Consider the following 18,823-nt stretch of genomic DNA (forward strand, 5'->3'; position numbering starts at 1 on the left):
GCGCGCACTGATTCGCGCGAGCCAAGGTTTACCATAGTGCAAACAGGGTGCGAGGGCGGCGGCCTGCGGCAGGTCAGCCCAGGGCCCGGGCGATGAGGTCTTCTTCCATGGCCTCGCGCAGGACATCGTCGCGCCCTTCGCCTTCGATCCGCTCGCGGCCGATTTCCAGCATGATGGGCACGGCGAGCGGGCTGATCTGTTCCAGATCGCGGTGGACGATATGGTGCTTGATCCGCGCCAGAAGGTCCGACACGCGCCGCACGTCGAGAAGGCCCGTCGCCGCATCCTCCCACGTGGCCTGGAGGAGGATGTGGTCCGGCTCGTGCTCCCGCAGGACGTCGTAGATGAGATCGGCCGACACGGTGACCTGACGCCCCGTCTTTTCGGCGCCGGTCTGCCGGCGGTGGATCAGGCCGCCGATTTCCGCGCATTGACGGAAGGTGCGTTTCAACAGCCAGGAATCGGCCATCCAGCTTTCCAGATCGTCGCCCAGCATATCCTCGTCGAACAGGTCCGACAGGCGCAGGCGGCCTTCAGCGATCATCTGGCCCATATCCGCCGCGCCCCAGATGGACAGGGAATAGTCGGTGGCCACGAAGCCGAGCGGCTTGGCGCGTGCGCGCTCCAGCCGGCGGGTCAGGAGCATGCCCAGCGTCTGGTGCGCCAGGCGGCCTTCGAAGGGATAGGCCACGAGGAAGTACCGCTTGCCGTTGGGAAAGGTCTCGATCAGGAGATCGTCCGGCCCGGGGATCAGGGATTTGCGGTCCTGGATCTGCAGCCAGCTCGATACCTGTTCGGGCAGGCTGGACCAGCGGGCGGGATCGGCCAGCATTTCGCGCACGCGCGCCGCCAGGAAGGTGGTTAGGGGGAACTTGCTGCCACCATAATAGGGGATCTTGGCTTCCTCCCCCTCCGGCGCCTTGGTGACGAGACATTCCATCTCGTGGATGCCTTCGAAGCGCAGCACCATGCCGGCAAAGAGGAAGCTGTCGCCGGCCGAGAGGGTTTCCAGGAAATTCTCTTCGATCTGGCCGAGCACCGGCCCGCCGCGGGCAATGGCCGAGCGCGTGCGCCGCCGGATCAACCGGACCTTCAGATTCTGCGCATCGATAATGGTGCCGGCATTGAGGCGGTAATCCTGCGCGACGCGCGGATGGGTGATCCGCCAGGTGCCGTCCTCCGTCAGCCGGATCTTGGCGTAGCGCTCATAGACCTGCAGCGCGTAACCGCCGGTCGCCACGAAATTGAGGACGCGCTCGAAGGTTTCCCGCGGGAGCGCGGCGTAGGGCGCGGCGGTGCAGACTTCGGCATAGAGATCGTCGGCGGTGAAGGGCCCTGCCACGGCCATGCCGAGCACGTGCTGCGCCAGCACGTCCAGCGCGCCGGAGCGCAGTGGCGGCGTATCCTGATCCCCCAGATAGTTGGCATCCAGCGCGGCCTGGCACTCCATGACCTCGAAGCGGTTGGCGGGAACGAGGATGGCGCGGGAGGGCTCGTCCATCCGGTGGTTGGAGCGCCCGATCCGCTGCGCCAGCCGGCTGGCCCCCTTCGGCGCGCCGACATGGATGACGAGATCGACATCCCCCCAGTCAATGCCGAGGTCGAGCGTGGAGGTTGCCACCACGGCGCGCAGGGCGTTGGCGGCCATGGCCTGTTCCACGCGGCGGCGCTGCTGCATGTCGAGCGAGCCGTGGTGCAGGGCGATGGGCAGGGTTTCCTCGTTGATCCGCCACAGATCCTGAAAGAGAAGCTCGGCCTGGCTGCGCGTGTTGACGAAGAGCAGCGTGGTGCGATGCGCCTTGATGGCATCGTATATGTCGGGGATGGCGTAGCGCGCGCGGTGACCCTGCCAGGGGATCCGCTCGCGCGACGACAGGATGGTGATCTCCGGCCGGGCGCCGCCGGCCACGGTGACGAGGTCCGCTGCCGGATCGGCATCGGCGCGCTGCGGCACGAGCCATTCCTGCAGGTCGAGCGGCTCGGAGACGGTGGCCGACAGGCCGATCGTCTGGAGCTTGGGCCGCAGGTGGCGCAGCCGCGCCAGACCGAGCGCCAGGAGATGGCCGCGTTTCGACGTGACGAGGGCGTGAAGCTCGTCGAAGATGACGTATTTCAAGTCCGCGAAAAAGGCGTCCGCGTCCTTCGAGGCGATCAGGAGCGCCAGCTGCTCGGGCGTCGTCAGGAGAATGTCCGGCGGGCGCAGCTTCTGCTTCTGGCGGCGGTGCTGGCTGGTATCGCCCGTGCGGGTTTCCATGGTGATCGGCAGGCCGATCTCGTCCACCGGAGTGGCGAGGTTGCGCTGGATATCGGTGGCCAGGGCCTTGAGCGGCGAAATATAGAGCGTGTGAATGCCGGGAGGCCGGGTGCCCGGCTTGCGCCGGCCGCGCCGGGCGAGATCGGTCAAGGCGGGCAGGAAGCCGGCCAGCGTCTTGCCGGCGCCCGTGGGGGCGATCAAAAGCACGGAGCGCCCAGCCTGTACGCGTTGCAAAAGCTCCAGCTGGTGCCGGCGCGGCGACCAGCCCTTGCCGGCGAACCAGGCGCGGAACACGTCGGGGAGGAGGTCGTCCGCAACAGGCGGGGGGAGGATTTCGGTCACGCCGTTTAGATAGGCAGCGGCTACGCCGGGGCCAAGGCGCTCAGCCTCAACTTGCACGGTAGCGATCGGTCCGATGGTTGATGGCCAGGAAGGCGTTCAGCACCACGGCGCCGATGACCGAGAAGGCGATCGCGCGGGGGGAGACGACGGCGAAGGAGGCCACCAGGACGAACAGGTCAATCACCATCTGCGTGACGCCCGTGCGCCAGCCGAAACGATCCTGCAGATAGACGGCCAGGATGCCGACGCCGCCGGCGCTGGCGCGGTGCCGGAACAGAGCGAGCAGGCCGAAGCCCACCAGAAGCCCGCCCAGCGCCGCGCCCAGCAGCGGGTCGATATGGCCGAACCGCAAATGCGCGGGCAGGACACCCATCAAAAGGGACAGGAGCGCCACGCCGACCATGGTCTTGACCGTGAAAGCGCGGCCCATCCGCCCGACGGCCAGCGCATAGAAGGGCAGGTTGAGGATGAAGAAGACGAGGCCGTAATTCCAGCCGGTGGCGTAGTGGACCAGAAAGGTCAGGCCGGCCGTTCCGCCGGTCAGGAAGCCGAGATGGCCCAGCATGGTCAGGCCGAGCGCGGTGAGCGCGACGCCCGCAACGATGCCGCAGGCATCTTCCCAGACGGTGTGACGCGTGGCCGTGGCGCTCCAGTTGCCGAAGCGGTGTGCGCGCCGCGCCGCATCGACCGAGGCATCGAGGGGTTCGTTCCAGCCTGACATCCTGCCGAACCATCCGTTTCGCAACTGCGAAATGGTACGGAAGGACCGGGCGGGATACAAGGTGGTTTCACCATCAGTCGCAGATAAACAGCATCCCCGCGACATCCTCTCCAGCGTCCTGTCGCAGGATCGTCGCCTGCTGGCGGACAGAACCAAAGCCGCATGCACGCAGCCGGTCGACGACATGCGCCGTTGCATGGGCGTAGCGCAGATTGGGGCGCAGGCGGTAGGCCGGGGCGGCTTCGTCGGTTTCCACCGAAAAGGCGAAACGCCCGCCCTCTGCCAGGAGAGCACGGGCCGTGCCGAAGGCGGGGGTCAGATCGCCCAGATAGATCAGGACGTCCGCTGCCGTCACGAGGTCGTAGCGACGCTGCAGGACCGCATCTGGTGGCGCGACGATATCGGCTTGGTAGAGGCCGTCATACAGGCGCTTGCTGCGCGCCCTGGCGAGCATGCCGTCCGAGAGATCGATGCCGTCGAGGCGCAAGGCATAAGGCCGCAGCCGCTCGCCCATCAGGCCGGTCCCGCAGCCCAGATCCAGCGCAGCGCCCAGCGGCGGGCCGTCTTTCAGGCCGAGCATGTCGGACAAGGTGTCCGGCACGCTGTAGTGCAGCTTGTGCACCAACGAGGCCTCGAAGCGCTCGGCATACTGATCGAAGAGGCTTGCCACGAAGGCGGGCGGCGGCGCGTCGGGCACGGGCCCATAGCCCATGGCGGCAAGCTTGAGCCCCGCGCCATAGACATCGGCCGGGTCCGCGTCGACGATCGCCGCATAGGCGGCGGCCGCAGACTGCCTGTCACCCGCGGCATCGAGATACTCCGCCTGCCGCAGCCGGCCGAGTGTCCAGTCGGGCGCGAGTTCCAGCGCCTGCCCGATCAATTCGACCGCGGCCTTTACATCGCCCGAACGGGCATAATGTTCTGCATATTCGGCACGGCGATCCGCACGCGGATCGCCGGAGCGATGACGTTGGTCGAGCACGGTCTTTGGTTTTTCGAAAAGAGTTGCAGATGCGCATATGCCCGGAAGGGTCGACCGCCGCAAGGACCAAATCCCGCGCGTGGATAGGATGACAGCAACCGTGAATATGCGCTTCGACGAGATACTGCGTCCTGTCCGCGAGGGGCTCTACTGCCCGGCCGGGGACTTCTTCATCGACCCCGTCGTTCCCGTGCCGCGGGCGCTCGTGACCCATGGCCATGCCGACCATGCCCGCCCCGGCCACGGGGCCGTCATGGCGACCCGCCGCACGCTCGACATCATGGCGCTTCGCTACGGGCAGGATTTTACCGGCACACGCGATCCGGTGGAGTTCGGCACCCCCCGCCGGATCGGCGATGCGACGGTCAGCTTCCACCCGGCCGGCCATGTGCTCGGCTCCGCGCAGATCGCGGTCGAGGTCGGCGGACGGCGGATCGTCGCCTCGGGCGATTACAAGCGTACGCGCGATGCCACGGCCGAGCCTTTCGAGCCCGTCCCCTGCGACGTCTTCATCACCGAGGCGACCTTTGGCCTGCCGGTCTTTCGCCATCCGCCCGGCCGCCACGAGATCGCCAAGCTGCTCGCCTCGCTGGAGCAATTTCCGGAGCGGGCCCATGTGGTGGGGGCCTATGCGCTGGGCAAGGCGCAGCGCGTCATCAGGATGATCCGGGATGAGGGCTATGACGCGCCGATCTTCATCCATGGCGCGCTGACGCGGCTGTGCGGCTTCTACGAGGAGGAGGGGATCGCGCTCGGGCGCCTGGAGCCGGCGACGCTGGAGCGGGGCGCCAGCCGCAACTTTGCCGGAGCCATCGTGGTGGGCCCGCCTTCGGCCTTTGCGGATCGCTGGGCGCGGCGCTTCCCCGATCCGCTGGCCTGCTTTGCCAGCGGCTGGATGCAGGTGCGCCAGCGTGCCCGCCAGCGTGGCGTCGAACTGCCGCTGATCATTTCCGATCATTGCGACTGGGACGAGCTGACGCAGACGATCCGGGAGATCGGGCCCGAAGAGGTCTGGGTGACCCACGGGCGCGAGGAAGCGCTCGTGCGATGGTGTGAGCTGGAAGGCATCCGCGCCCGCCCGCTGCATCTGGTGGGCTATGAGGACGAGGGAGAATGAACCGCGCTTCCGGCGCCGTGGCCGGAGGCGAGCTGCAGGGGCGGATGATCGCCCATGACGTAGGACAGGAGATGGCCCGCGCAATAGGCGGCGCCCTCCGCCGAGGCGTGGAAGCCATCGCGGGAGAAGCCGGCGGGCTCGACCCGCGGCAGGGTGGTGGAGGGGATGGCCCCGCGCTCCAGGCACAGGCGCGTGCCGAGCCTGCGCACCATCTGCGCCCGCATTTCGAGGACCGCTCCGATGCCGCGCGGCAGCGCAGGCACGCGGCGCATATCGACGGGCGGCGACCAGACGATGCGCGCATCCGGCCAGCGCGCACGCAGCGCATAGATGAGCCCGCCGAAGCCCTTCTTGAAACGGCGCAGGCTGTGGAAGTTCTTCACATCGTTGGTGCCGACCGACAGAAGGATATGGGTATAGGCCTCCCGCGCGATGTTGGGCACGACGTGGTCGCGCAGTTCCGACGACACGGCGCCGTTGGCCCCGACGGCCCGCCAGGCGACGGTCAGCCCCGTCACGGCGTGCAGCCGCTCGGCCAGCCGCACGGCTAGGCTGTCATCCATGCGCTCGACACCGACCCCGGCAGCCGAGGAATCGCCTACGACCAGGAGCCGGATGCCGGCCGGCGCTTCATCGCGCCCGAAGCACCCGCTCGACGGCCCTTCGGGCGGGCGCATGCGCTCGATACGCCGGCGCAGGCCGATGCCCTGCCAGACATAGATCGGAAACATCAGCCAGGACAGAAGCGCCTTCGCCAAGCCTTGGACTCCTGCGAAACGGTGTTTGAACAGGACAGCCCGGCCTGCGCCTTGCCGCCCCGCATCGGGGGGCGCCGCGCATCCGGGCTGTCGTCAGTATAGCGCGCTTCGTGTGGCGCGATCAGTCCAGTTCGGTCAAAAGGCCGTCAGGCCTTCAGCGCCTCGACGCCCGGCAGGGGCTTGCCTTCCATCCATTCCAGGAAGGCGCCGCCGGCCGTGGAGACATAGGTGAACTCGTCCACCACGCCGGCATGGTTGAGTGCCGACACCGTATCGCCGCCGCCGGCCACCGAGACGAGATGCGCGCCGCGCGTGCGCGCCGCCGCATGCTTTGCGGCCGCGACGGTGGCCGCGTCGAAGGGCCGGAGCTCGAAGGCGCCGAGCGGGCCGTTCCACACGAGGGTGCGGGCCTTGGAGATCCATTCCTTGACCTGGCCGATGCTGGCCGGCCCGAGGTCCAGGATCATAGCGTCGCTCGGGACGCGGTCCACGGAGACGACCTCGTTCGCGGCATCGGCCTTGAACTCGCGCGCCACGACCGCATCGACCGGAAGCAGGATGACGCAGCCGGAGCTTTCGGCCGATTTCAGGATGGACAGGGCCGTGTCGGCCAGGTCGTGCTCGCAGAGCGATTTGCCGACATCCTTGCCCAGCGCCGCCAGGAAGGTGTTGGCCATGCCGCCACCGATGACGAGGCAGTTCACCTTGCCGGCCAGGTTGGAGAGAAGGTCGATCTTGGTCGAGACCTTGGCGCCGCCCACGATGGCGACGACCGGCCGGGACGGATCGCCCAGGCCCTTTTCCAGGGCTTCGAGTTCGGCCTGCATGGCACGGCCGGCATAGGAGGGGAGGTGGTGGGTGATGCCTTCCGTCGATGCATGCGCCCGGTGGGCGGCCGAGAAGGCATCGTTGACGTAAAGATCGCCCAGGCTGGCGAGACGGGCGGCAAAGCCGTCGTCGTTCTTTTCCTCTTCCGCATGGAAGCGGGTGTTTTCCAGAAGGAGGACATCGCCATCCGTCATGTTGGCGACGATCCCTTCCGGCACCGGGCCGACGCAGTCATCGGCAAATCCGACAGGCCGGCCGAGCTTCTGCGCAAGGGCCGCGGCGACCGGTTCCAGCGACTGGGAGGGATCGACCTTGCCCTTCGGCCGCCCGAAATGGGCCAGCAGGATGACCTTGGCGCCCTTGTCGCACAGTTCCCGGATGGTCGGCAGGACGCGGTCGATGCGGGTCGTATCGCTGATCGCGCCATCCTGCATGGGGACGTTCAGGTCCACGCGCACCAAAACGCGCTTGCCAGCGGGGTCGACATCGTCAAGCGTCTTGAAAAGCGTCATTCGATCCTCCGAAGGAAGAGGCGGCCCGGTCAGACGAGCCGTTTGAAGAGGGTTGGGTAGTCGAGGACGATCCCGTCCGGATCGACCGGCAGATCGGCCGTGAAGCTGCGATCGGCGGCCTGGTAGCGGTAGAGCTTGCCGGCCACCAGGCTGGTATAGCGCTGACCGTCGACCACCGGCTCGAAACTGTCGAAGGGAATGTAGACCATGGTCAGATCCGCCGTGCCGTGGTCGGGCACGAGGTTCAGCCGCCGGATCGGCAGGCTGTTCGTCAGGGGCGTGCCGGCCAGATCGACATCGACACATCCCGACAGGCCAGGCAGCGGGGAACCCGCGGCATCGGCCCAGTGTCCGTGCCCGTCCGACGTGAGCGCAAGGGCACGGCCGTCCGTCACGGTCAAACGCAGGTGGCGCACCCGCCAGCCTGCATCGCAGGCAATGGCGTAGGACACGCCATAGGGTCGGCCACCCCGTGCGCCGATGACGACGCCGCTGAGGTCGACCCCGCCATCGGGACGGGGGCGAAGGCTGGCATGTTCCAGCCCGTCCCCGTCGATGGAGCGCCAGCGCATGTCCCGCGCGCGGATGGGCTGAAACATTGCGCCGGCTCCCGCCCGAACCGTCAGGCCGCCTTGGCGAGGGCGATCGCCGTATCGGACATGCGGTTGGAGAAGCCCCACTCATTGTCGTACCAGGACAGGATGCGCACCAGCGTGCCGTCCATCACCTTGGTCTGGTCCATGTGGAAGACCGAGGAATGCGGATCGTGGTTGAAGTCGTGGCTGACATTGGGCTGGTCGGTGTAGCCCAGAATGCCCTTGAGCGGGCCGTCCGCGGCGGCGCGGATGGCGGCCTGGACCTCTTCCACCGTGGTGGTGCGCTTGGCCAGGAACTTGAAATCCACGACCGAGACGTTCGGCGTCGGCACGCGGATGGCGACGCCGTCCAGACGGCCCTTCAGCTCGGGCAGGACGAGTGAGACGGCCTTGGCCGCGCCAGTCGAGGTGGGGATCATGGACAAGGCCGCCGCGCGGGCGCGGTAGAGATCCTTGTGCATGGTGTCGAGCGTCGGCTGGTCGCCGGTATAGGAATGGATCGTCGTCATGAAGCCCTTGTCGATGCCGATGGCATCGTTCAGGACCTTGGCGACGGGCGCCAGGCAGTTGGTCGTGCAGGAAGCGTTCGAGACGATCGTGTCGCCCGCCGTCAGCGTGTGGTGATTGACGCCGTAGACGATGGTCTTTTCAGCACCGGTCTTGCCCGACAGCGGCCCGGAGATGAGCACCTTGGCGGCCCCGGCCTCCAGATGGGCGGAGGCCTTCTCGGGATCGGTGAAGATGCCGGTGCATTCCATCGCCACGTCGATGCCGAGTTCCTTCCAGGGAAGGTTCCGGGGATCACGCTCGGCGGTCACGCGGATGGGGCCGGTTCCGACGTCGATCGTATTGCCGTCGACCGTCACCGTGCCGGGGAAACGGCCATGAACGGAATCGAAGCGGATCAGGTGTGCATTGGTTTCCACGGGGCCGAGATCGTTGATGCCGACGACTTCGATATCCGTCCGGCCCGATTCGACGATCGCCCGAAGCACATTGCGGCCGATGCGGCCAAATCCGTTGATGGCGACGCGAATTGCCATTTGCTGTCCTCCTTGGAACCTGCCCAAAACCCATCGATAGCTCTTCGGGCGCGTTCGGACCGCCCGTGGGCCGTTGCTTCTTAGAGCATCGTTGGGCCGGGAGGGAACCGAAATCGCGGCCATTTTGCAGGTGACGGCGGAAATTTTTCGCGGCGCGGCATATTCAACCGATTCGGAGCTTGCAGGAGCGAAGGCCGCCTTATCCTTGCCCTTTGCCGCCGCTAGGGCGGCCCGGCCCACGGGGGTGGCGGGGCCAATACGCCGGTGCGCTTCTCAAGTCCGCCGCCGTGCTCTACAAATCTGCGGATCGGACTTCCGCCAGGCATTACGGAACCCGCCGCATGGCGGGCATGATTGAGGGTCGTTGACGCGCATGGAGGAACAGAAAACGCTCGCGGGCGCCTCGGCCAGGCTCCAGCGCGCCCTCGAGCGGCTGGAACAGGTCAGCGACCGGCTGTCCGACAAAAGCGCCTCCGTGACCGTGGACGAGGAAATTCAGCGCATGACCGCCGATCGGGGGCGGCTGGCGGGGGAGCTCGATGCCTGCATGCTGAAGGCTGGACGTCTGGAAGAGGCGAACCGCGAGGTTTCCCGCCGTCTCGTCGCCGCCATGGAGGCGATCCGCCAGGTGATGGAACAGCGCCGGGGCTGATAGCGGCATTGCGCAACAGGCAGTCGGGGGACGAACATGCCGCAGATCGTGGTCACAATCGACGGTAAGGCCTATCGCATGGCCTGCGCCGAGGGCGAAGAAGAACATTTGCTCGCGCTGGGCGCGGACCTGGACGAACGGGTGGCCACGCTGCGGCAGAGCTTCGGAGAGATCGGCGACCAGCGCCTGACGGTGATGGCGGCCATCATGACGATGGACGAACTCAGCGAGACGCGCCAGCGTGTCGGCGCGCTGGAGCGCAAGGTGGCCGAGCTGCAGGGCGGCCAGGACCAGGTCCGCAATGGACGCGAAGTGCTGATCGAGACGATGAACGGCGTTTCGGAGGCAATCGAGAAGGTGGCGCTGAAGCTGGAACGCTTTGCCGAGCGCCCGTGAGCGAAATTCACCCGGCCGACCCACTGGCGCTCACCGCAGCCGAGGACTATATCTGATGGCGGCAGGCTGCGCGGTCCGACAGGGATAACATTTCCTCGGGGCCTTAGTCATTCCGAAGGGAGCTGTCCCTGTTCTGGTCCGTGGACCGGAGTATACGGTGCCCACCTACTCTGTAGGTTCCCGGGATCGACTTTCTCATCGGCCGAGGTGGCTTGCCACTCCTCATCCCGTCGCGCGGCGACAGAGCGTTCCGCACAGACAACCCCCGCGATGACCCGTTCCGACCCATCCCCCGCACTCGCAGAAGCCAAGGCGCTCATACGCCGGCAGGCACTGGCGCGCCGCGACGCGCTGCCGCCGCACTGGCGGGCCGAGGCGTCTTTTACCATCGCAGCCGCGATTGCAGAACTGCCGCTGCAGGTCGGGCGCGGTGCCGCCTTCGACACGGTCGGCGGCTACCTCCCGATCCGCTCGGAGGCCGATCCAGGGCAGGCGATGGCGAGATTGCGGGCGCGGGGCGCAAAGATCGCCGTTCCGGCGATCGTGGGGGGTGAACTCCTGTTCCGGGCGCTGCCGGCCGGTGAGGGTGCCCTGGAAGCACAGGGCTTCGGCACCGTCGCGCCGGGGCCGGAGGCGCCGGAACTGCACCCACAGATTCTCATCGTGCCGCTGGCGGCGTTCGACGCCAAGGGCGGGCGCTGCGGCTACGGGCGCGGCTTCTACGACCGCGCCATCGCCCGCCTGTCCGGCCGCCATCGGCTCGTCACCATCGGAATGGCCTTCGAGGCGCAGCGCGTCGACGCCGTGCCCATGGAGCCGCACGACCGGCCGCTCGACATGATCGTTACGGAAAGCGCAATATACCGCCGGTAGCCAGGACCCGGCCGCGAAACACCGTTCCCTGGCCGGAGGCAGCCCGCGGCGCGGCGAAGACCTGCGCCCAGTAATTGCGCCCGCCCGTTGCGGAGCGGGCACCGGCAAAGCCGATTTCCGTAATATTGGGGTTCAACAGATTGCGCCGGTGGCCTGGCGAGCCGATCCAGCCCTGCATGGCCGCTTCGAAGGTCGCATAGCCGCGCCCGATATTCTCGGCGGTCGTGGACCAGGCATAGCCGGCATCCGTCACGCGCCCGGTCAGCCGGCCACCCGCGGCATGATCCAGCCTGTCGGAGGCAGCCATGGCGGCCGCCTGGACCCGGGCCGCCTGCATCAGCCGCCCGTCGATCCGCAGCGGCGGCAAACCGTTGCGTGCCCGAAAGGCATTGACGCTGCGCAGCGCCGCCGAATCATCGAGCGGCAGCGGGACGGTCGGGCCCGATGGCGCCACGCTGGTGCAACCGGCAAGAAGCGCTGTGGCGCCGATGGCGGCGGTTCCGGCCAGGAAGGCGCGGCGGCTTGGGGATGACCCGTCGGTTCGGCGGGTTCGCTCTGTTCCATCCATGGCAATCTCTCTATCTGACGGGAAAGGTGTGAAATGACGGATGCGCCACGACGGCCTGACGGTCCCGGGGCGAGGAGGCAGGAAAGATGCGGTTTCTCTTTCTGGGCGATATGGTCGGGCGCAGCGGAAGGACAATCGTCCTGGAGCGTCTTCCCGGCCTGATCGCGGATTGGAAGCTCGATTTCGTCGTCGTCAATGGCGAGAATGCGGCCGGTGGCTTCGGCGTCACCGAAGACATATTGGAGGCGACGCTCGAGGCGGGCGCCGACGTGATGACGACGGGCAACCACGTCTGGGACCAGCGCGAGGCCTTGAGCTTCGCCGAACGGCACGATGCCTTCCTGCGGCCGGCCAACTATCCGCGCGGCACGCCGGGGCGCGGCGTCGGGCTGTTCGTGGCGCGCAACGGGGCGCGTGTGCTGGTGGCCAACATCATGGGCCGGGCCTTCATGTCGCCGGATCTGGACGATCCCTTCCGCTGCGCGGCCGACATCGTGGAATCGAGCCCGCTGCGCGAGCAGGCCGATGCGGTCATCATCGATTTCCACGCCGAGGCCACGAGCGAGAAGCAGGCCATGGGCCATTTCCTCGACGGGCGGGTCAGCGTTGTGGTGGGAACGCACACCCATGTCCCGACGGCCGACGTGCAGATCCTGGCGCATGGCACGGCCTATCAGAGCGATGCCGGAATGTGCGGCGATTATGATTCCTCCCTCGGCATGGACAAGGAGGAGCCGCTGAACCGGTTCCTGACGAAGGTGCCGCGCGGCCGCTTCGAGGCCGCGTCCGGGCCTGCCACCCTGTGCGGGCTGGCGGTGGAGATCAGCGAGCGGACGGGCCTGGCCGAAAAGGTCGCCCCCGTGCGGCTGGGCGCGCGGCTGCAGGAAAGCACGCCGGATTTCTGGTAGGCGGGGCCAACTTTACGCGGCCTGTGCAATTTTTTATACCTGCGAACCATAACCGATTGCGTAAAGCGCCGCGCAGCACCGCTGCGCCGCGCAGGACAACAGAACAGGTGCCCGATGGCCGGCCATTCACAATTCAAGAACATCATGCATCGCAAGGGGCGGCAGGATGCCGTCCGCTCCAAGATGTTCTCCAAGCTTGCGCGTGAGATCACCGTGGCCGCCAAGGCCGGCCTGCCGGACCCGGACATGAACCCCCGTCTGCGCCTGGCGATCAACAACGCCAAGGCGCAATCCATGCCCAAGGACAATATCGAGCGCGCCATCAAGAAGGCCGCAGGCGGCGAGGGCGATAATTACGAGACCGTCCGCTACGAAGGCTACGGCCCCGGGGGTGTCGCCGTGATCGTCGAGGCGCTGACCGACAACCGCAACCGCACGGCGGCCAATGTCCGCTCCTACTTCACCAAGTCCGGTGGCGCGCTCGGCGAAACGGGCTCCGTCGGCTTCATGTTCGACCGCGTGGGCGAAATTCTCTACCCGGCCAAGGCGGGCGATGCCGATACGGTGATGGAGGCGGCGATCGAGGCCGGCGCCGACGACGTGCAGTCCGACGAGGACGGGCACCGCATCATCACCGCCTTCGAGGATATCGGAGAGGTGGCCGCCGCACTGGAGAAGACGCTGGGCGAGGCGGAAAGCGTCAAGGCCATCTGGCGGCCGCAGACCGGCGCGCCGGTCGACGAGGAAAAGGCCCAGTCCGTGCTGCGGCTGATCGCCAATCTGGATGATGATGACGACGTGCAGAACGTCTATGCCAATTTCGAGGTGGACGACGAGGTCATGGCGCGCCTGTCGGCCGCCTGACCGCAAGACGCTTCCCGAGCCGCCTAACCATCGGAGGCGGGCACGGCTTCATTCCGTGCACGGGCGGCAAGCGCCGCCTGTGCCGCCGGGACGACCTGTTCGGCGATCAGCCGGTGCAGATCGCCCACATAGCCGCTGCGGCCGGAGGGCAGGCTGTCGTCCGAGGTGATGGCGACGGTGAGCTCCAGGCTCGGGATCACGTAGATCATCTGGCCGCCATAGCCCCAGCCATAGGCGCCATCGTGCCCGGCAAAGCGCGACAGGAACCAGCCATAGCCGTAAGCTTCCCCCGTGAAGCGCGAGCGTGTGCGCGGGGTCCAGCTTGCCGCGATCCAGTCCGCCGCAATGACGCGCGTGCCATCGGCCGACAGGCCATCGCGCCGGTAGAGCTCCCCAAAGGCCAGGAGGGCGCGGGGCGTCATGGCGGTCTGGTTGCCGCCAAGATCGATGCCTTGCGGGTCCCGCTCCCAGCCGGACACGACCGCCCCGGCCGGCGCCAGCCATTCCCGCGCGAGCTGGCGGGTGGGCTTGCCGCTGGCCTTGGTCAGGATGGCGGACAGAAGATGCGTGGAGCCGGTGGAGTAGAGCATCGCACCGCCGGGTGCATCCACGAAGGGACGGGCGAGCGCATCGCGCACCCAGTCGCGGCTGGCGATCCAGCCGCCGTAATTGGCCCCGGAGGTGCGCTCCAGCCCGGCCTGCATGGACAGAAGATGGCCGATGGTAACCTGCGACAGGCGCGGATCGGGATCTGCCGGGAAGGACGCGCCCAGGATGGTTTCGATCCGCTGGTCGGCGCCCCCCAGAATGCCCTTCGATATGGCGATGCCGACGAGGGCGGAGATGACCGACTTGGAGGCCGACTTGATGTTGGCGGCGCGGTCGGTGCGGTAGCCACGGAATCCCGCCTCCAGCACCGTATCACCGCCCTGCGCGATCATCACCGTGCGGAGCGGTGCCATGGCCGAGAAGGCAGGCCCGAGCGCTCCCAGCGCGACGGCCCCGGACGGCGCAGGCGGCGTTTCGCGCACATCGGACGGAACCGCATCCTGCGCGAGGGCGGCGGGCGCGATCATAAGAGCCGACAGGCACAGGCATAGGAGAGTTCCGAACCGGGATCGGACCATGGTCGTGCCTCCAATTGCAATGCTGATTTGGCTAGGCCGCCACTGTGCCCTTTCTGCGACGTGCTCCGCGCATGTTTCGCTTTTGTTCACTCCTCTGCGTTAACGAATCGAGTGTCATGGCGTAAAAGAGAGGTGGAGTGGTTTGTTGCGGGAGAGCGTCATTCGCATCATCGGCATCGATCCCGGTCTGCGCCGGACGGGCTGGGGCGTCGTCGAAACGCTCGGCAACAGCCTTCGTTTCGTGGGTTCCGGCACGGTTGCCTCCGATAGCCGGCTGGACCTCGCCTCCCGGCTCCGGCAGTTGCATGACGGGCTGGCCGCCATCATTCACGAGTATCGGCCCGACGAAGCGGCCGTCGAACATACCTTCGTGAACAAGGACGCCACGGCGACGCTCAAGCTCGGCCAGGCGCGCGGCATCGCCATGCTGGTGCCGGCGCTGGCTGGACTGCCCGTGGCGGAATATGCGCCCAATGCCGTCAAGAAGGCGGTGATCGGCGTCGGCCATGGCGAAAAGACACAGATCCACATGATGGTGAAGGTGCTCATGCCGCGCGCCAGCTTCGACAGCGACGATGCGGCAGATGCGCTGGCCATTGCCGTATGCCATACGCATCATCGCCAGTCGGCCGCGGCGCGGCTGGCTTTCGCACAGTGACGGGACAAGCGACGTGATCGGAAAGTTGAAAGGCAGCGTCGACGGCGTGGGCGACGATCATGTCATCGTCGACGTGCACGGCGTCGGCTATGTCGCCTTTTGCGGCGCGCGCACGCTGGCGGGCCTGCCCGCCGCCGGCGAGGCGGTGACGCTCTTCATCGAAACCGTCGTGCGCGAGGACATGATCCGCCTCTATGGTTTTGCGAGCGAGGCCGAGCGCGGCTGGTTCCGCCTTCTGCAGACGGTGCAGGGTGTCGGCTCGAAGGTCGCCATGGCGGTTGTCGGAACGCTGGCCCCGGGGGACCTCGCCAATGCGATCGCCCTGCAGGACAAGGCCATGGTCGCACGCGCGCCCGGCGTCGGGCCACGGGTGGCGGCGCGCATCGTGGCCGAACTGAAGGACAAAGCGCCGGCCTTCGCCACGGCCGGCGACGTGGAGGCTTTCGCGCTCAAGCGGGATCTGGGCGAGGGCGTGGCACGTGGCGCCGTGGCCGATGCGGTCTCGGCGCTGGTCAATCTCGGCTATGCGCGGGACCAGGCCGCCAATGCCATTGCCGCGGCCGTGAAGGAGGCCGGTGAGGATGCCGCGTCCACGCAGCTGATCCGCTTGGGCCTGAAGGCGCTGAGCCGATGAGCGACGCGCGCGATCTGGTCAGCGCCGACAAGCGGGGCGAGGACGACAACACGCTGCGGCCGCAGCGGCTGGAGGATTTCGTCGGACAGGCCGCTGCCCGCGCCAATCTGAAAATCTTCATCGAAGCCGCCAAGACGCGCGGCGAGGCCCTGGACCATGTCCTCTTTGTCGGGCCGCCGGGGCTCGGCAAGACGACGCTGGCGCAGATCATGGCGCGGGAGCTCGGCGTGAATTTCCGCTCGACCAGCGGCCCTGTCATCGCCAAGGCGGGGGATCTGGCCGCGCTCCTGACGAATCTTGAAGAGCGGGATGTTCTGTTCATCGACGAAATCCACCGGCTGAGCCCGGCGGTGGAGGAAATCCTGTACCCGGCCATGGAGGATTTCCAGCTCGACCTCATTATCGGCGAGGGGCCCGCCGCCCGCTCGGTGAAGATCGATCTGTCCCGCTTCACGCTGGTTGCGGCGACGACGCGGATCGGGCTTCTGACGACGCCGCTGCGCGACCGTTTCGGCATTCCGGTGCGGCTGAACTTCTATACGGTCGAGGAGCTGGAACACATCGTGCGGCGCGGCGCGCGGCTGATGGCGCTGCCCATGGCGGACGACGGCGCCCGTGAGATCGCCCGCCGCGCGCGCGGCACGCCGCGCATCGCCGGCCGGCTCCTGCGCCGCGTGCGCGACTTCGCCACCATGGCCGGAGCGCAGACCGTGGACCGCCGCGTGGCGGACGAAGCCCTGACCCGGCTGGAAGTCGACGGATTGGGGCTCGACCCCCTGGACCGACGCTACCTGGAGCTTATCGCCTTCAACTTCGGGGGAGGCCCTGTCGGCATCGACACGATCGCGGCGGCACTGTCGGAGCCGCGCGACGCCATCGAGGATATCGTGGAGCCCTATCTTTTGCAGCAGGGCTTCATCCAGCGCACACCGCGCGGACGCGTCCTGACGGCACACGCCTTCCGCCATCTGGGCCTGGCGCCGCCGGCCGGTTGGCAGGGCGCGCAGGCGACCCTTTTCGACGAGGCTGACGACCAATGAGCGCGGAGCGCGGTGGGCCAGCATTTTGCGCGGAGCGCGATGGGCCAGCATCTTGCGCGGAGCGCGATGGGCCAGCGCATGCCGGCAGGCTCGTACCCGGCGGCCACCGGCTCGAGGTCCGGGTCTATTTCGAGGATACGGATTTTTCGGGCGTGGTCTATCACGCCCGCTACCTGCATTTCCTGGAGCGCGGCCGTACCGATTACCTGCGCTGGCATGGCATCGGCCACCGCGAACTGATGGATGGCCGGTTCGGCGACCCCATGGCCTTCGCCGTCCGGCACATGGAGATCGACTTCCTGCGCCCGGCGCGGATTGACGATATCCTGACGGTCGAGACGCGCACGGCGCTGCTTGGCGGGGCGCGGGTGGTTCTGGAACAGACAATCGCCTGCGGCGATCAATGTTTGGTCAAAGCCCGTGTCAAGGTGGCGGTGATCGCGCCGGACGGCAGGCCACGCCGGATGCCGGCTGCCGTTGCACAACGGCTGGGTGCTGATGCCGACTCCTAATTGCAACAACGGGTTGCTTACTGCCCCTGTAACGCGGCGTTAACCTTAACAGCGCATGGTGAGCACCGGGTTCGTCGGCCGAATGCGCCATTCTTTTACCTGATTCTGCGGGTGAAAGGGCGCCAGGAGGAGTGGCGGCCCGTTCGTGCGGCGGCTCCGTCATCCGCCGCTCCACGCATTCACGGGAAAGCCAAAGCCACGGCGCGAGACGGCGTCGTGGCCATTCGAGGGTCAAAGCACATGAACGAAGTCGCCCAGACGAGCCTTGCCGCACAGGCTCATGGCGTCGGCCTGTTGGACCTGTTCTGGCAGGCGGGCTTCATCGTCAAGATGGTCATGCTGGGCCTTCTGGTGGCCTCGGTCTGGTCGTGGGCGATCATCTTCGACAAGGCGACCCGCTACGCCGCCTTCCGCCGTCAGCTCAACAGTTTCGAGAGCACCTTCTGGTCCGGCCAGTCGCTGGAGGATCTGTACCAGACCCTGGCCGACCGCCGTACGACGGGCATGGGCTCGCTCTTCGTGGCGGCCATGCGCGAATGGAAGAAGAGTTTCGAAAAGGGGGCCCGTTCGCCGATCGGGCTGCAGGCCCGTATCGAGAAGGCGATGGATGTCACGATCGCGCGGGAAGTGGAGGGGCTGGAATCCCGGCTCGGCTTCCTGGCGACGGTCGGCTCGGCGGCGCCCTTCGTCGGCCTGTTCGGCACCGTCGTCGGCATCATGACCTCGTTCCAGGCCATCGCGGCATCGGAGCAGACGAGCCTCGCTGTCGTGGCGCCCGGCATCGCCGAGGCGCTGCTTGCCACCGCCATCGGCCTGGTGGCCGCCATCCCAGCCGTGATCGCCTACAACAAACTGTCCGCCGATGCCGGCAAGCTCGGTGGCCGGCTCGAAGCCTTTGCCGACGAGTTCTCCGCGATCCTGTCGCGGCAGATCGACGAACGCATGACGGCGCGCTGAGCCACCAGAAACGGGGACGATCGACATGGGCATGTCCGGCGGACTTTCGACAGGTGGACGGGGCGGACGGCGCTCCCGTTCCAAGCGTCAGCCGATGAGCGAGATCAACATGACGCCCATGGTGGACGTCATGCTGGTCCTGTTGATCATCTTCATGGTGTCCGCGCCGCTCATGACGGTGGGCGTTCCGCTCGACCTGCCCAAGACGCAGGCCAAGGCGCTGAACGCCGACACCCAGCCCATCACCATCTCCGTACAGGCGGACGGCAAGGTCTATATCCAGGAGTCCGAGGTTCAGCCCGACGCCATCGTCGAGCAGCTGCGCGCCATCTCCCAGACCGGTTACGAGGAGCGGATCTTCGTGCGCGCCGACCAGTCCGCGGATTATGGGACCGTCATGCGCGTCATGGCGCGGATCTCCGCCGCCGGCTACACCAATATCGGGCTGGTGACGGCCCAGGACGCCCAGAGCTGATCCGCC

Annotated in this window: 21 protein-coding genes and 1 other RNA gene; 13 read left to right on the plus strand and 9 right to left on the minus strand. The window is 67.2% G+C overall.

All coding sequences use genetic code 11. The features are described 5' to 3' along the window. Positions 1–73 precede the first annotated feature (73 nt). The 3 genes from AUL30_RS15895 to AUL30_RS15905 all read right to left on the minus strand — a co-directional run bounded on the left by AUL30_RS15895 (position 74) and on the right by AUL30_RS15905 (position 4,299). Complete coding sequence (locus AUL30_RS15895; protein WP_062228864.1) at positions 74–2,596, minus strand: ligase-associated DNA damage response DEXH box helicase; 2,523 nt, start codon at positions 2,594–2,596, stop codon at positions 74–76. A 46-nt stretch (positions 2,597–2,642) separates the two neighbouring features. After that, entirely contained in the window at positions 2,643–3,317 is a 675-nt protein-coding gene (locus AUL30_RS15900; protein ID WP_062228865.1) for a YitT family protein, read from the minus strand. A 73-nt stretch (positions 3,318–3,390) separates the two neighbouring features. Next, positions 3,391–4,299, minus strand: a complete 909-nt coding sequence (locus AUL30_RS15905; RefSeq protein ID WP_062228866.1) for a class I SAM-dependent DNA methyltransferase — start codon at positions 4,297–4,299, stop codon at positions 3,391–3,393. A 106-nt stretch (positions 4,300–4,405) separates the two neighbouring features. Here AUL30_RS15905 and AUL30_RS15910 point away from each other — a divergent pair, with 106 nt between their 5' ends. Continuing rightward, on the plus strand, positions 4,406–5,416 hold the full coding sequence (locus tag AUL30_RS15910) for a ligase-associated DNA damage response exonuclease (RefSeq protein WP_062228926.1): 1,011 nt from the start codon (positions 4,406–4,408) through the stop codon (positions 5,414–5,416). Here the strand turns inward: AUL30_RS15910 and AUL30_RS15915 are convergent. The 4 genes from AUL30_RS15915 to gap all read right to left on the minus strand — a co-directional run bounded on the left by AUL30_RS15915 (position 5,395) and on the right by gap (position 9,153). Continuing rightward, the gene (locus AUL30_RS15915; RefSeq protein ID WP_244490864.1) at positions 5,395–6,174 is read right to left on the minus strand and encodes an SGNH/GDSL hydrolase family protein; all 780 of its coding nucleotides are present in this window, start codon (positions 6,172–6,174) and stop codon (positions 5,395–5,397) included. The two genes, AUL30_RS15910 and AUL30_RS15915, sit on opposite strands and share 22 nt — an antisense overlap. A 146-nt stretch (positions 6,175–6,320) precedes the next feature. Continuing rightward, the gene (locus tag AUL30_RS15920; RefSeq protein WP_062228867.1) at positions 6,321–7,514 is read right to left on the minus strand and encodes a phosphoglycerate kinase; all 1,194 of its coding nucleotides are present in this window, start codon (positions 7,512–7,514) and stop codon (positions 6,321–6,323) included. A 29-nt stretch (positions 7,515–7,543) separates the two neighbouring features. Continuing rightward, positions 7,544–8,113: a putative glycolipid-binding domain-containing protein gene (locus AUL30_RS15925; protein WP_062228868.1), complete on the minus strand. Its 570-nt coding sequence runs from the start codon at positions 8,111–8,113 to the stop codon at positions 7,544–7,546. A 23-nt stretch (positions 8,114–8,136) separates the two neighbouring features. Next, complete coding sequence (gene gap / locus AUL30_RS15930) at positions 8,137–9,153, minus strand: type I glyceraldehyde-3-phosphate dehydrogenase (RefSeq protein ID WP_062228869.1); 1,017 nt, start codon at positions 9,151–9,153, stop codon at positions 8,137–8,139. Between the two features lie 373 nt (positions 9,154–9,526). Here gap and AUL30_RS15935 point away from each other — a divergent pair, with 373 nt between their 5' ends. The 4 genes from AUL30_RS15935 (at position 9,527) to AUL30_RS15950 (ending at position 11,074) form a co-directional block, all read left to right on the plus strand. Further along, positions 9,527–9,805 carry a DUF4164 family protein gene (locus AUL30_RS15935; RefSeq protein ID WP_062228870.1) on the plus strand — a complete coding sequence of 93 codons (279 nt, stop codon included), beginning with the start codon at positions 9,527–9,529 and terminating at the stop codon, positions 9,803–9,805. A 36-nt stretch (positions 9,806–9,841) separates the two neighbouring features. Beyond that, a complete protein-coding gene (locus tag AUL30_RS15940; RefSeq protein WP_062228871.1) occupies positions 9,842–10,201 on the plus strand; it encodes a cell division protein ZapA in 360 nt (119 codons plus the stop codon). 60 nt (positions 10,202–10,261) lie between these two features. Further along, positions 10,262–10,419, plus strand: a non-coding RNA gene (gene ssrS / locus AUL30_RS15945) — 6S RNA. Between the two features lie 52 nt (positions 10,420–10,471). Continuing rightward, positions 10,472–11,074, plus strand: a complete 603-nt coding sequence (locus AUL30_RS15950) for a 5-formyltetrahydrofolate cyclo-ligase (RefSeq protein ID WP_062228872.1) — start codon at positions 10,472–10,474, stop codon at positions 11,072–11,074. Here the strand turns inward: AUL30_RS15950 and AUL30_RS15955 are convergent. Further along, on the minus strand, positions 11,046–11,642 hold the full coding sequence (locus AUL30_RS15955) for a CAP domain-containing protein (protein ID WP_062228873.1): 597 nt from the start codon (positions 11,640–11,642) through the stop codon (positions 11,046–11,048). The two genes, AUL30_RS15950 and AUL30_RS15955, sit on opposite strands and share 29 nt — an antisense overlap. An 86-nt stretch (positions 11,643–11,728) precedes the next feature. On the opposite strand from AUL30_RS15955, the gene AUL30_RS15960 reads away from it, so the two are divergent. Beyond that, on the plus strand, positions 11,729–12,550 hold the full coding sequence (locus AUL30_RS15960; protein WP_062228874.1) for a TIGR00282 family metallophosphoesterase: 822 nt from the start codon (positions 11,729–11,731) through the stop codon (positions 12,548–12,550). Between the two features lie 114 nt (positions 12,551–12,664). Continuing rightward, entirely contained in the window at positions 12,665–13,414 is a 750-nt protein-coding gene (locus tag AUL30_RS15965) for a YebC/PmpR family DNA-binding transcriptional regulator (RefSeq protein ID WP_062228875.1), read from the plus strand. A gap of 23 nt (positions 13,415–13,437) precedes the next feature. Here AUL30_RS15965 and AUL30_RS15970 read toward each other — a convergent pair whose 3' ends face one another. Beyond that, positions 13,438–14,541: a serine hydrolase domain-containing protein gene (locus tag AUL30_RS15970; protein WP_062228876.1), complete on the minus strand. Its 1,104-nt coding sequence runs from the start codon at positions 14,539–14,541 to the stop codon at positions 13,438–13,440. Between the two features lie 142 nt (positions 14,542–14,683). Between AUL30_RS15970 and ruvC the strand changes: the two genes are divergently transcribed. The 6 genes from ruvC (at position 14,684) to tolR (ending at position 18,817) form a co-directional block, all read left to right on the plus strand. Continuing rightward, complete coding sequence (gene ruvC, locus AUL30_RS15975) at positions 14,684–15,199, plus strand: crossover junction endodeoxyribonuclease RuvC (RefSeq protein WP_062228877.1); 516 nt, start codon at positions 14,684–14,686, stop codon at positions 15,197–15,199. A gap of 13 nt (positions 15,200–15,212) precedes the next feature. Then, positions 15,213–15,833: a Holliday junction branch migration protein RuvA gene (gene ruvA, locus AUL30_RS15980; RefSeq protein WP_062228878.1), complete on the plus strand. Its 621-nt coding sequence runs from the start codon at positions 15,213–15,215 to the stop codon at positions 15,831–15,833. Next, entirely contained in the window at positions 15,830–16,873 is a 1,044-nt protein-coding gene (gene ruvB / locus AUL30_RS15985; RefSeq protein ID WP_062228879.1) for a Holliday junction branch migration DNA helicase RuvB, read from the plus strand. The genes ruvA and ruvB overlap by 4 nt, the downstream gene beginning before the upstream one ends. Next, positions 16,870–17,385 (plus strand): tol-pal system-associated acyl-CoA thioesterase, encoded by a 516-nt coding sequence (gene ybgC, locus AUL30_RS15990; RefSeq protein WP_083507990.1) that lies wholly within the window; start codon positions 16,870–16,872, stop codon positions 17,383–17,385. The genes ruvB and ybgC overlap by 4 nt, the downstream gene beginning before the upstream one ends. 240 nt (positions 17,386–17,625) lie before the next feature. Then, positions 17,626–18,342 (plus strand): protein TolQ, encoded by a 717-nt coding sequence (gene tolQ, locus AUL30_RS15995; RefSeq protein WP_062228880.1) that lies wholly within the window; start codon positions 17,626–17,628, stop codon positions 18,340–18,342. A gap of 25 nt (positions 18,343–18,367) precedes the next feature. Further along, positions 18,368–18,817 (plus strand): protein TolR, encoded by a 450-nt coding sequence (tolR, locus tag AUL30_RS16000; RefSeq protein WP_062228881.1) that lies wholly within the window; start codon positions 18,368–18,370, stop codon positions 18,815–18,817. Positions 18,818–18,823: the final 6 nt, after the last annotated feature.

It is taken from the genome of Aureimonas frigidaquae (assembly GCF_001463905.1).
Taxonomy (GTDB): domain Bacteria; phylum Pseudomonadota; class Alphaproteobacteria; order Rhizobiales; family Rhizobiaceae; genus Aureimonas; species Aureimonas frigidaquae.